Source organism: Actinomadura chokoriensis (assembly GCF_039529475.1).
Classification (GTDB): Bacteria; Actinomycetota; Actinomycetes; order Streptosporangiales; family Streptosporangiaceae; genus Spirillospora; species Spirillospora bangladeshensis.
Window position 1 is genome coordinate 295,113 of sequence record NZ_BAAAMW010000003.1, and the last position, 11,608, is coordinate 306,720.

Genomic DNA, 11,608 nt, shown 5'->3' on the forward strand with positions numbered 1-11,608 from the left:
TCCGCCGTCACCGCACCCGCCGTCACCTGCCGGGCAGCCGGCTCGCGAACATGGAGATGGCCGTCTGGATCTCCTCCACCCGCATCAGCTTGGCGAAGACCACGTACAGGAGCCCGCCGCCGGCGGACCCGACGACGAGGGTGACCAGTGCGGGGAGCATCGCCGAGGTGTTCCCGACGGCGTCGGCGACGGTGTGCGCGGCGTAGGCGAACCCGATCAGCGGCCAGACGGCGACGAGGAGCTTCAGGTGGCCGCCGATGATGCGCCGGCCGTCGATCCCGCCGAGCTTGCGGCGCAGCACCAGCCAGCAGGTGACGGTGCCGACCACGTTGGCGATCGCGAACCCGCCGGCGATGCCGACCACGATCCACTTGACGCCGAGGAGGTTGTAGACGGTGAACGCCATCGCGATGTTGGACGTGGTGACGACGAGGCCGATCAGCGCGGGCGTCCGCGTGTCCCCGTGGGAGTAGAAGACGCGGAGCATGAGCTGGTAGACCGAGAACGGCACGAGCGCGATGGCGAACATCTGCATGACGCGCGCGATGACCAGCGCGTCGTCCGGCGAGGTGTTGCCGTGCGCGAACAGCACCGTGGTGATCTCCGGGCCGAGCACGAGCATCAGCGCCGCCGCGGGCATGATGATCAGTGAGGAGAGGCGCAGCCCGCTGGAGAACGCGGCGCGCACGTCGGCGGTCTTGCCCTCGGCGGCGAACCGGCTCATCCGCGGCAGCAGCGCGGTGATCACCGAGACGCCGACGATCGCGTACGGCAGCTGGAAGAGCTGGTAGGCGTTGAAGTACGGGGTGTAGCCGTAGCCCTCGCCGAGCCCCTCGTCCACGGCCAGGTTGCCGGCCGCGTTGGCCAGCGCGGTGACGACGGCGAGCGCGGCCTGGGTGGCGATGACGTACAGCAGCGTCCAGCCGGCCATCCGGCCGACCTCGCCGATCTCGCCGCGCTTGAAGTCGAGCCGCGGCCGCCACCGGAACCCGACGCGGCGCAGCGACGGCCACAGCGCCACCGTCTGCAGGACGATGCCGCCCGTCGTGCCGATGGACAGCAGCATGAGCTGGGAGTCGGAGATGCTGGACGGGTCGACGCGGCCCGTGGTGATCGCCAGGAACGCGCCGCCGATCGCGATCACGACGATGTTGTTCAGGACCGGCGCCCACATCGGCGCCGCGAAGCTGCCGCGCGTGTTCAGGATGGCCCCGGCGAACGCGCCGACGCCGTAGAAGAACAGCTGGGGCAGGAAGAACTGCGCGAACAGGATGGCGACCTTGCGCTGGTCGCCGGTGTAGCTGCCCGCGAGGATGTCGATGAAGAGCGGCGCGCACAGGACGGCGATCGCGGTGAGGACGCCGAGGCCGATCACCGCGAGGGTGAAGACGCGCTGCTCGTACTGCTCGCCGTAGGTGCGGTCGCGCTGCTTCGCCCGCACCAGCAGCGGGACGATGACGCTGGTCAGGATGCCGCCGAGCAGCAGGTCGTAGATCTGGTTGGGGATCGTGTTGGCGGTGTTGTAGGCGTTGGCGAGCAGCCCGGTGCCGAGCGCGGCGACGATGACGGCGGTGCGCAGGAAGCCGGTGACGCGGGACGCGAGGGTGCCCACCGCCATGATCGCGCCGGACCGCAGGATGCCGCCGGACGCCTTGCCGCCCCCGGTCTCGTCCCCGCCTTCGCCGGACGCGGGGATGGGCGTGTCGACGACCGTCTCGGCTACGGGCGCGTTCCCGCCGGGGACGGGGAGGTCAATCGCCGTCTCGGCGGCGATGTTCGCCGCGCCGCCCGGCCTGCCCATCGGCGGCGGACTCGGATATCCCGCCGGATTGGGCGCGTTCCGCTGCGGAGGACCCGGAGGACCCGGCGGCCTCTGCGAAGGTCTCCTGGGCGGCGGGCCCTGGGGACCCTGCGGCCCCGGGCCCTGCGGGGGCCCGGTACGTCCCTGCGGCCTCTGCGGCGGACCCTGCCCCGGGCCCTGCGGCGGCGGACCCTGCGGATATCCCTGGCCCGGCGGATATCCCTGGTTCGGCGGGTTGCCCCCCGCCGGACGCCCCTGCCCCGGGTACCCCGGGGAGTTCGGCGGCGGGTATCCCGGCCCCTGGGAACCCGGGGCCGGGGAATCCGGTCCCCTGTTCCCCTGCTCCCGCCGATCCCATTCCGGTCGACCCGTCACCGGCTGCCTCCGCTTTCCGGCGGCGCCTCGCTCTGATGGCCCGCACTCCGACGCCCACGAAGAGTACGGCAAGTCCGCCGCCGGTGATGAGCAGCGCGAGACGTCCGTAGCCGGTGACGGTCACGGTGATGGACTCTCCGTCCCCGTACGTCCGGCCGCCCGAGCCGGGGATCTCCAGCTCCAGCGAGACGTGGAAGTTGCCGTTGCCGGCCGCCTGCGCGGGGATCCAGCGCTGGGCCCGCTCCCCGGGCGCCAGCTCGATGACGGCGTCCTCGGGGGCCAGCGTCCCGAGCCGCAGCTTCGCGCTGTTCTCGGACGTGGCGACGAGCCGGACCTTGACCGACTGGTGGGGCAGCGTGTTCTCCACGAGCACCGGCAGCCGGCCCGAGCTGCCCCCCATCAGCACCCGTTTGCTCTTGGTGGTGACGATGCGGACCAGGTCCATGTCCGCGGTGAGCTCGTCCTCCAGCTGCTTGCGCGCCGCCCTGGCGTGTCGCGGGGACGTCCGCCACGCCGCCGACTCCATGCGCAGCAGCGCCCGCTCGTAGGAGATCCGGGTCGAGCCGGTCATCACGGCCTCGAACGCCCCGGCCTGCCGGGCGATCGCCTGCACCTGCGCGAGGTGCGCGTCGCCGAGCTCGTACTGCTGGTAGTCGTCGGAGTAGCCGTTGAACACCCGGCCCTGCGGCTCGGCCGACTCGATCTTGCTCAGCGGCACCTCGTGCAGCCACTTGGCGCCCTTGGTGTACTTCAGCAGGTTCTTGGCGACGCCGTCCGCCGGGTCCCAGTGCCGGTCGGGGGCGAGGACCACGGTGCGCGGACGGTTCGGCGCCTCGCCCGCGATGATCGCCGTTTCGGCCAGGAAGCGCTGCTCGGTCAGCAGCCCCCCGGAGGCCGACCGCGACCCCTCGCTGACGATCTTGTTGAGCTTGTCGTCGTACAGCAGCGTCGTCTTGGCGCCGTAGTGCGTCTGCAGCGTCGTCGTCGCGTTCGGCAGCGCCCCGCCCGCCGGGTTCTGGAACTGCGAGCTGCTCATCAGGAAGGCCCCGCCGCCCTTCAGGGCGTTCTTGGCCAGCTGGTCGACGGTGCCGGGCCCGGCGGCGCCGGACGGCGGCCAGGCGACCTGCGCGTCCGCGGCGCGTCCGAGGACCTGCGTCGCGACGCCGGTGTTCCGCGCGTCGAACGCGACGCCGATGTCGCGGGGCGTCTTGCGGCGGACGAGCGCGACGACGTCCGGGTCGGCGTAGGGAAGGGTGAAGTAGGGGTCCTTCTTCGAGGCGTTCTTCAGCGCCGTCAGCCAGGCGGCCGCGGCGGCGCTCTTCTTCTTCTGGACGCCCTTCTTCACGCCGGGCGCCCGGACGGTGTAGTCGCCGGACGCCATCCGCCGCACGTCGTCCAGCAGCGCCGGGTCGATCGCCCAGGTGATGGGCGTGTCGGTCGCGGACGCCGCGCTGACGAGCCTGTTGAGCCGGCCGCCGGCCGACACCGACTCGGTGAGGTCGTCGTCGAGGAAGGTCTGGTCGTTGGTGCGGTGCATCCCGTCCACCAGGGGCCAGACCCAGCCGACCGAGACCGGCGTGAACGCCGCCTTCTTCGGCATGAACGTCAGGAACGTCGTGATGCCGCCGACGACCTGCCGCGCCGAGTTCAGCACCTCGACGCCGATCGGATAGACGCCGGGCGTGCCGGCCGGGGCGCGGAGCCCGAGGTCCTTGACCGTGGTCTGGAACTGCCAGCTCTGCTTCACTCCGGGCGCCGACGCCCCGGGGATCTGCTTCTCCGGGCCGATGTTGGGCAGCGCGTTCGGCGGGGTGGCCGCGAGCTGGTCGAGCTGGCTGCGGCTGAGGACGGGCGTCGTGCTGTACCGGAGCCGCAGGTGGAGGCCGGGCATCTGGTGGCCGGTGCGGTTCTTGGCGAGCCCGGCGATCTGGATGCGCGACTTCTCGTTCACGCTCTTCGGATCGACCTTGGTGAGGGCCATGGCGACCTGGGCCTTCGCCCGCGCCTGCGCTTGGGCCGGCGACTGAGCCCGAGCCTGGACGGGCGCGCTCCCCGCGCGGGCGGGGGACGCCAGCGTCGTCGGCGCCGCCATCGCCATGCAGGGCAGCAGAGCGGCCAGCGCCACCGCGCGTTTGACCGTCCTCACGCCTTACCGGCCGCCTCGGGACGGCGGGCGAACATTTCCCGCACCACGGCGTCGATGGTAGTCCGTCACGCTGATGGAGAGTGCCCGAGCGCGGAGGGTCAGGTCCGGGAATGGGTGGTCTCGGGGGTGGCGGCGGGAGCGGGGACGGCGGGCGGGGCGAGAGGGTCGACGGGCTTGGCGTGGCAGAGGGCGTAGAGGGAGCTCCCCCTGATGCCGAGGGCCGTGGACGCCTCCCCGGTCGCGGTGTAGACGACGTCGTCGGAGTTCAAACCGTCCGCCAGGCGGTGGTCGATGAGCAGCGGCATCGTGTCGGGCAGCAGGAGCGGGCAGACGAGGCCGGCCGCGTACTCGGTGACCGCGTTCACGAGGTCGGGGTGCGCGGGCCGGACGGTGCGGGCGCCGACCGTCCGCCGGACCGCCTCCACCACGGGGCGCTCACCCGCCGGGACGATCACGCCGGTCAGGAAGCGGCGGCCGCGCCGCCCGCCGTCGCAGGCGTAGACGCGCGTCACCAGGCACCGTTCCGCCGGGAGCCCGAGGGCCTTCGGGAGTTCGTCGGCGTGGGAGATCGCGACGGGCAGCCGCACGATCTCGTGCACGGCCTCCCATTCGAGCAGCGCGCGGTGGATGGCGAGAGCGTCCTTCATCTTCGGCTCCATTCCGCGGGGGTCTCCCCGCTCACCCCCGGAACTGGTTTCGCTGAGTCCCCGTGCTTCGCACTCTGTGGGGGATATCCCCACATACCCGGAACGACTGGCCTAACTCGCGTCATACGTCACGTAAACCCTCACGATGCGCCTCAGCCGCACGTGCGGCGGACCGTGGCCCTTTTGGATCCCGCTACCGTTGTCGTGCGGGAGGCTCACCGGCGGTCGCGCTGGCGTCATCGGGGTGTCCAGAACGTAACCCGGAGATCGCGGCATGTGAAGGGGCCCGTCCGGCTCCGGCCCCGCAAAGGCTCCGCGCGGGGCCGCGGCGATCACCAGAAAGTCCTTTGTCAGCCCGTCAATCAAGGAAATACGCTCGATGGCCGTGCCCAACCAGAACGTGACCCCAGAGTCCTCGCGGCGCACCGCGATCGCCGAGCTGCTGCGCGGGATCGCCCCCGTCGCCGACGACCTCGGCGCCCTGTTCGCGGCGGCCGGTCACGAGCTGGCGCTGGTCGGCGGGCCCGTCCGGGACGCGCTGCTGCGCCGCCGCACCAAGGACGTCGACCTGACCACCGACGCGCCGCCAGAACGCACCCTGGAGATCATCCGCGACTGGGCGGACGCGCACTGGACGATCGGCATCGAGTTCGGCACCGTCGGCCTCCGCAAGGACGGCGTCGAACTGGAGATCACCACCTACCGCAGCGAGTCCTACGACCCGAAGTCCCGCAAGCCGGACGTCTCCTACGGGACGTCCCTCGTCGAGGACCTCCGCCGCCGCGACTTCGCGGTGAACGCCATGGCGGCCCGGCTGCCCGGCCACGAGTTCGTCGACCCGTTCGGCGGCCTCACCGACCTGCAGCGCAAGGTCCTGCGGACGCCCGGCAAACCCGAGGACTCCTTCAGCGACGACCCGCTGCGGATGCTGCGCGCCGCCCGGTTCGCCTCGCAGCTCGGCTTCACGGTCGCGCCGGACGTCGTCCGCGCGATGAAGGACATGGCGTCCCGCATCGAGATCGTCTCCGCCGAGCGGATCCGGGACGAGCTGTCCAAGCTGATCTGCGGCCGGTACCCGCGGCAGGGCCTCGCGCTGCTGGTCGAGACGGGCCTCGCCGCGCAGGTCCTGCCGGAGCTGCCGAAGCTGCGGCTGGAGATCGACGAGCACCACCGGCACAAGGACGTCTACGAGCACTCGCTGATCGTCCTGGAGCAGGCCATCGCGCAGGAGCAGGAGGGGCCCGACCTCGTCCTGCGGCTGGCGGCGCTGCTGCACGACATCGGCAAGCCGCGGACGCGCCGGTTCGAGGACGGCGGCCGGGTGTCGTTCCACCACCACGAGGTCGTCGGCGCGAAGATGACCCGCAAGCGGCTGACCGCCCTGCGCTACCCGAAGGACGTCATCAACGACGTGTCCCGCCTGGTGGAGCTGCACCTGCGCTTCCACGGCTACGGCACCGGCGAGTGGACGGACTCGGCCGTCCGCCGCTACGTCCGCGACGCGGGACCGCTGCTGTCCCGGCTGCACAAGCTGACCCGCGCCGACTGCACGACCCGCAACCGGCGCAAGGCCGACCGGCTGCGCCGCACCTACGACGACCTGGAACTGCGCATCGAGCGCCTCGCGCAGGAGGAGGAGCTGGCCGCGATCCGCCCGGAGATCGACGGCAACGAGATCCAGGAGATCCTCGGCATCAGGCCCGGCCCCCTCGTCGGCAAGGCGTACAAGTTCCTCCTGGACGTCCGCCTGGACCGCGGCATGATCGGCAAGGAGGCCGCCGCCGACGAACTCCGCGCCTGGGCCGCCGCCGAAGGCGTCCTCCCCACCGCCCCCGCCGAGCCCGGCGGAAGCGAGGGCGCCGCAGCCGAGTCAGACTCGGACGAGGTCGGCAAGTGCGAAGGCGGCACGGCCGAGCCCGGCAAGAACGAGGGCGGCGCGGCCGGCGGCGGCGCGGGAGCGGGCGGGGGTGCGGTGTGATTCCGCTGCAGCTCGGGCGGATGAGTCCGCGGGAGGCCGAGCGGATGCTGGCGTTCGACCGGGAGCACATCTGGCATCCGTATGCGCCGATGCCCGCGTCCGCGCCCGTCCTGCCGGTCGTGTCGGCGAGCGGTGTGCGGCTGACGCTCGCGGACGGCAGCGAGCTGATCGACGGGATGTCGTCGTGGTGGGCGGCCGTCCACGGGTACGACCACCCGAAGCTGAACGCGGCCGTGACCGGGCAGCTCGGCAAGATGGCGCACGTGATGTTCGGCGGGCTCACGCACCCGCCGGCGGTGCGGCTCGCCGAGCGGCTCATCGAGATCACGCCGGAGCCGCTGACGAAGGTGTTCTTCGCCGACTCCGGGTCCGTGGCGGTCGAGGTCGCGATCAAGATGGCGCTGCAGTTCTGGCGGTCGCAGGGGCGGCCCGAGCGGCACCGGCTGCTCACCGTCCGGGGCGGGTACCACGGCGACACGTTCGGCGACATGGCGGTCTGCGACCCGGTGAACGGGATGCACCACCTGTTCGCCGACGTCCTCGCGAAGCACGTGTTCGCGCCGCCGCCCCCGCTCGGGTACGCCGCCGACCCCGACGAGTCCTACCTGGACGGGCTGTCCCGGCTCGCCGCCGCGCACGCGGGCGAGCTGGCCGGGATCATCGTCGAGCCGATCGTCCAGGGCGCCGGCGGGATGCGCTTCTACGCCCCCGAGTACCTGGCCGCGCTCCGCGAGATCGCCGACGAGCACGGCATCCTGCTGATCCTGGACGAGATCGCCACCGGGTTCGGCCGGACGGGTGAGCTGTGGGGCTGCGACCACGCCGAGGTCACGCCCGACATCATGTGCCTCGGCAAGGCCCTGACCGGCGGATACATGACGATGGCCGCCACCCTGTGCACCGACCGCGTCGCGGAGGGCATCTCCTCCGGCGAGGCGGGCGTCCTGATGCACGGGCCGACGTACATGGCGAACCCGCTGGCCGCCGCCGTGGCGTCCGCGTCGATCGACCTGCTGCTGTCCCGCGACTGGCGGGACGAGGTCGACACCATCGAGGCGATCCTCACCAGCGAACTCGACGGTGCCGCCGAGTTCCCGGGGGTGGCGGACGTCCGCGTCCTCGGCGCGATCGGCGTCATCGAGGCGCGGGAGCCGGTGGACGTGGCGTCCGTCCAGGAGATCGCCATGGCGCACGGCGTCTGGCTGCGCCCGTTCGGCAAGCTCGTCTACACGATGCCGCCGTACGTCTGCACGGAGGACGAGGTCCTCCATATCGCCGCCGCCCTCCACGCCATCGCCGAATCCCTCTGACGCCCGCGCCCGGCGACCGGGCGGGCGCCCGCCCTCCGGTCCGGCGCACCGCCGACTGCGGCGTCCGGCCATTCGGCGGCTGCCCTGCCAGTCCGGTGGGTGCCCGGCGGCCGGGTGGTGCCCGGTGCGGTGGCGGGTCAGTGGAGGGCCGGGGCGGGGCTGCGGATGCGGGACGCGGCGGTGCGGTAGGCGAGCGCGCCGGCGGCGTAGGCGGCGATCACCGCGAGCAGGGTCGGGACGGCGCGGCCGTCCGCCGGGAGCCAGGTCGCGGCGGCCGCCGCCGCGGCGGCGAACGTCGCGTTGAACAGCATGTCGTAGACGGCGAACACCCGACCCCGGTAGCCGTCGTCGATGATCTCCTGCAGCGTCGTGTCGACGCACAGCTTCACGCCCTGCGACACGACGCCGAGCAGGAAGGCGCCGGCCGCCCAGGGACGCTCCGCGAACGGCGTTGCGAACAGGAGCAGGCTCAGCGCCGCCGCGGCGAGCAGCCACGCCGTCCACGCCTGCTTGCTGATCCGCCGCACCACCGCCGGGGTGATCAGCGCCGCCGCGAAGTACCCGGCGCCGGACACCCCGAGCATGAGCGCGAACTTCTCCAGCCCCCGGTCGGGGTCGTCCGCGAAGTGGTTGCGGCACAGCAGCAGCGTCATGATCAGGACGACGCCGTACAGGAACCGGTGGAACGAGATCGCGCCGAGCGCCAGCGCCGCCTGCGGCCGCCGGGTGAGGTGCCGCGCCCCGTCCGCGAGGCCGGACACGACGCCGCCCAGCGTGTCGCGGACACGCGACATGTCCGGCACGTCCGGCCCCAGCAGCCCCTTCGGCAGCGTCGTCGCGACCAGGCCCGCGAGCAGGTACAGGGACGCCGCCGTCACAAGGATCAGCGCCGTCCCCTCGTGCCCGGAGCCGAAGAGCAGGCGCAGCAGGTAGCCGGCGCCGCCGCCCGCGAACGCGATGATCGTCCCGGACGTGACCGTGAACGCGTTCGCCGTCACCAGCTGGTCGCGCCGCACGACATGCGGGAGCGCCGCCGACAGCGCCGCGAGGAAGAACCGGTTGACGCCCAGCACGACCAGGACGCCGAGGAAGAAGACCGTGCCGTCCTGCCCGGCGGCCACGAGCCCCGCGACGACGAGGACGAGCAGCGCCCGCAGCACCGGCGTCCAGACGAGGATCTGCCGGCGCCGCCACCGGTCGATGAACACCCCGGCGAACGGGCCGAGCACCGAGTACGGCAGCAGCGTCACCGCGAACGCCGCCGCGGCCTTGCCGGCCGTCGTCTGCCGCTCGGGCGAGAAGAACACGTAGCCGGCGAGCGCGACCTGGAACACGCCGTCGCTGAACTGCGAGGCGAGCCGCGTGCCGTACAGCCGCCGGAAATCCCGCCCGCGCAGGATCTCCCGCACCTGTCCCGCCTTCACGCGATCACCTTATGCGCCGTCAGCCGCCGCTCAGCCACAGCCGCGTGTAGTCGTAGCCCGCGGTGGTCGGCAGGTAGACGGCGCCGTGGACGCGGGACGAGTGGAAGAGCGTCTGCGCGCGGTCGAGGAGCGGCACGATCGCCGCGTCCTCCATGATCTTCTGGTCGGCCTGCTGCCAGTAGCCGGCCGCGCGCTCGGCGTCCGGCGCGGTGAGGGCCGCGTCGATCAGTGCGTTGACCTGCGGGTTGTCGTAGCCGCCGTAGTTGGTGGAGTTCTGCCCGTAGGTGCGGCCGTCGAACAGCGGCTGGATGATCGAGCGGCCGTTGTTGCCGTACCAGTCGGGCACCCAGCCGGGCGCGGCGATGTCCCACTCGCCGGCGCGGGCGCGGGCGGGCGTGCCGAGGGTGCCGGCGTAGAAGGAGCCGCCGGAGTCGGCGACGAGCTCGGTCTCGACGCCGCAGGCGTCCAGGTTCTCCGCGATGGACTGGGCGATGAGCTTGTGGACGCTGTTCGTCCGGTACGGGAACTTCAGCGTGAGCTTCGGCCGCCCCGCCCGCCCGAGCAGTTCGCGGCACTTGGCGGGATCGCCCGACTCGCCGGGCGTCGGGTAGAGGTCGGTCGCCGAGTATCCGGAGTTCCCCGGCGGGATCACCGTGTGCAGCGGCCGCGCCACCGACGGCCCGCCGACGATCTTGATGAGCGCGCTGCGGTCGATCGCGTACTCCAGCGCCTGCCGGACCTCCCGCTTCCCGAGCGCGCCGCCGTTGTTCGGGCTGCGCGTGTTGAACACCAGGTAGGGGCTGTTGTTCGGCGTCTCCCTGATCGCGAACCGGGGATCGTCGCGCAGCCGGGGGATCGCCGACGTCGGGACGGGCTGGTCCCATGCGAGGTCGGCGGTGCCCTGCTCGATCTGCTGCTGGACGGCCTCGGGCGAGTCCTGCCCGAGGGTGATCCGGATCTTCGCGACATGCTGCTCGCGGAGCGGGTCGCCGCCCGCCCGCCAGGCCGGGTTGCGGGAGAGCAGGTACGACAGCCCCGGGCGGTACTCGGTGATCTGGTAGGGGCCGTCGGAGATCGTGTGGCGGCGGAGTTCCGGGCCGTCCGGGACGTAGGCGTCGTACTCCTTCGGCGCGGCGGCGGTGTACGGCAGCGTCAGCAGGTTCAGGAAGTCGCTGGCGGGGCGGCGCAGCGTGAACACGAGCGTCCGGTCGTCCTTGGCGCGGACGCCCTCGATGTCGTGGTCGCGCTGGTAGGCGGCCATGGCCGCCGGGTCCTTGCCGTCGACCTCGCCGTAGCCGCGGCAGAACTCGTCCATCCCCTTCAGGGTGGAGATGAAGTAGCCCTTGCCGGCGGACGGCGCCGCCGGGTTGCACAGCCGCTCGAAGCCGCGGACGAAGTCCTGCGCGGTGACCGGCCGCGGCGGCGTGGTGTTCCACTGGACGCCCTCGCGCAGCCGCACCGTGTAGGTGCGCCGGTCCTTGCCGACGCCGCCGTTCTCGCGGGTCGGGATCCGCTCCGCCACGTCCGGCCGGACGGGGACCGTCTCCTGGAAGTCGTTGGACGCCCGCGTCCCGAACAGCGTCCGCGCGAACGTGCGCGCGAGACCGTACGCGCCGACGCTCGCCACCGCCGCCGGGTCGAGGTGCTCGACATCGGACGACCCGATGATCCGCAGCGTCCCGCCGTCGCGGCCCTCGCCCGACGCGGACGCGTCGTCACCTCCCCCCGCGCATCCCGCGAGGCCCACCATCAGCCCCGTCAGCCCCACCGTCACCTTGAACATCTGGCGTGCCGTCACGTTCCCACCTCGAACTCCGAACCTGGCGCGCAGTCACCGGCAGTGTCACAGTAGGGCCACAGAGTGACAAAGGGCCGGTACATCACCGTTTTCTCTCTAGAAGTAAGGACGCCCTGACAGTGGAAGTCC

7 protein-coding genes are annotated in these 11,608 nt (G+C 72.3%); 2 read left to right on the forward strand and 5 right to left on the reverse strand.

All coding sequences use genetic code 11. The features are described from left to right. Nucleotides 1-22: 22 nt before the first annotated feature. From murJ to ABFX46_RS09380, 3 genes are all read right to left on the reverse strand, one after another. The gene (gene murJ, locus ABFX46_RS09370; RefSeq protein WP_346041039.1) at nucleotides 23-1,801 is read right to left on the reverse strand and encodes a murein biosynthesis integral membrane protein MurJ; all 1,779 of its coding nucleotides are present in this window, start codon (nucleotides 1,799-1,801) and stop codon (nucleotides 23-25) included. Then, nucleotides 1,752-4,322: a DUF6049 family protein gene (locus tag ABFX46_RS09375; protein WP_346041041.1), complete on the reverse strand. Its 2,571-nt coding sequence runs from the start codon at nucleotides 4,320-4,322 to the stop codon at nucleotides 1,752-1,754. Before ABFX46_RS09375 ends, murJ begins: the two co-directional genes overlap by 50 nt. Before the next feature lie 98 nt (nucleotides 4,323-4,420). Continuing rightward, entirely contained in the window at nucleotides 4,421-4,969 is a 549-nt protein-coding gene (locus ABFX46_RS09380) for an aminoacyl-tRNA deacylase (protein WP_346041043.1), read from the reverse strand. Nucleotides 4,970-5,348: 379 nt separating this feature from the next. On the opposite strand from ABFX46_RS09380, the gene ABFX46_RS09385 reads away from it, so the two are divergent. Together ABFX46_RS09385 and ABFX46_RS09390 are read left to right on the forward strand one after the other, a co-directional pair. After that, nucleotides 5,349-6,947 carry a CCA tRNA nucleotidyltransferase gene (locus ABFX46_RS09385; protein ID WP_346041045.1) on the forward strand — a complete coding sequence of 533 codons (1,599 nt, stop codon included), beginning with the start codon at nucleotides 5,349-5,351 and terminating at the stop codon, nucleotides 6,945-6,947. A 20-nt stretch (nucleotides 6,948-6,967) separates the two neighbouring features. Next, on the forward strand, nucleotides 6,968-8,257 hold the full coding sequence (locus ABFX46_RS09390; protein ID WP_346041047.1) for an adenosylmethionine--8-amino-7-oxononanoate transaminase: 1,290 nt from the start codon (nucleotides 6,968-6,970) through the stop codon (nucleotides 8,255-8,257). Between the two features lie 137 nt (nucleotides 8,258-8,394). On the opposite strand, the gene ABFX46_RS09395 is transcribed toward ABFX46_RS09390, so the two are convergent. Then, nucleotides 8,395-9,681, reverse strand: coding sequence for an MFS transporter (locus ABFX46_RS09395; RefSeq protein ID WP_346041049.1), 1,287 nt, complete (start codon nucleotides 9,679-9,681; stop codon nucleotides 8,395-8,397). Nucleotides 9,682-9,700: 19 nt separating this feature from the next. Continuing rightward, on the reverse strand, nucleotides 9,701-11,479 hold the full coding sequence (locus ABFX46_RS09400) for an ABC transporter substrate-binding protein (RefSeq protein WP_346041051.1): 1,779 nt from the start codon (nucleotides 11,477-11,479) through the stop codon (nucleotides 9,701-9,703). Nucleotides 11,480-11,608: the final 129 nt, after the last annotated feature.